At 49.5% G+C, this 867-nt stretch carries 2 protein-coding genes; both read right to left on the bottom strand.

The features are described 5' to 3' along the window. A partial coding sequence (locus tag E5342_RS19095) for an Arm DNA-binding domain-containing protein (protein WP_246867181.1) occupies positions 1–176 on the bottom strand: 176 nt, incomplete at its 3' end. Between the two features lie 13 nt (positions 177–189). Further along, positions 190–867, bottom strand: a 678-nt coding sequence (locus E5342_RS19090; RefSeq protein ID WP_168354529.1) for a site-specific integrase, incomplete at its 5' end; no start/stop codon positions are given.

Below are 867 nucleotides of genomic sequence, written 5' to 3'. Positions count from 1 at the left end.
CTTGCGGACTTTATCTCGTTCTTCCTGCCGTTCCAGTCTTCCGGTCGGCAATAAATTCCCGTACTGATGACGGTCTGTTTTCCGTCAATGGTTATACGGCAGAGTACGGCAGTCGTTCCGTCAGCCTTTGTCTTGCTGCGGTTGATATAGGGTAACAATGAAAATGTGCTTCGCATATCGTTTTATGTATTAAAGTGTTAATTGAAAATCTTCGGTAGCTTTGATAAACTTATCCATGTCCTCGAAAAGTTTCTTCGGGCTGACACGGGCATAGACCTGAGTGGTGGAAATATCGGAATGTCCCAACATGCGGCTGATGGTCTCTATCGGCACACCCGCTTCGAGTGTTATCAGCGAAGCAAAACTATGGCGGGCCTGATGATAGCACAAGTTATCCTTGATGCCTGCCAGTGCAGCCAACGCTTTCATGTGCCGTTTCATGTTCGGGTGGTGGATTACCGGGAAGAGCGTTTCCCTGTTTTGGTCCTTGTATCTCTCAAGTAGTGCCAACGCTTCGGGAAGCAGTTTCACGCTCGCCCGATGTTCGTTTTTCTTTCGGCGGTATTTCAGCCATAATGATCCGTTGTCATCCGTGTATAGGTTCTCGTCCGTGATGGAAACCACATCAGCGTATGACACGCCCGTGTAGCAGGCAAACAGAAAAAGGTCGCGTGCCAGTATGTGCGTCTTTCGGTACGAAGGTATCTCCACATCACGGATTCTTTCGAACGATTCGCGGCTCAATGCTCGTGGTGTCCTTTCTGATTGCCGGGGCAGGGCGAAATGTTGGAAATGGCATTTCTCGGAATACCCTTTCTTGTAGGCAAGGCGGCAGATCTTCTTCAGGATGGCAAGGTGGTGGCGTAC

It is taken from the genome of Parabacteroides distasonis (genome assembly GCF_004793765.1).
GTDB lineage: Bacteria > Bacteroidota > Bacteroidia > Bacteroidales > Tannerellaceae > Parabacteroides > Parabacteroides distasonis_A.
The sequence above is the reverse complement of the archived record's forward strand: the minus strand, read 5'-3'. Positions and strand labels throughout refer to the sequence as shown.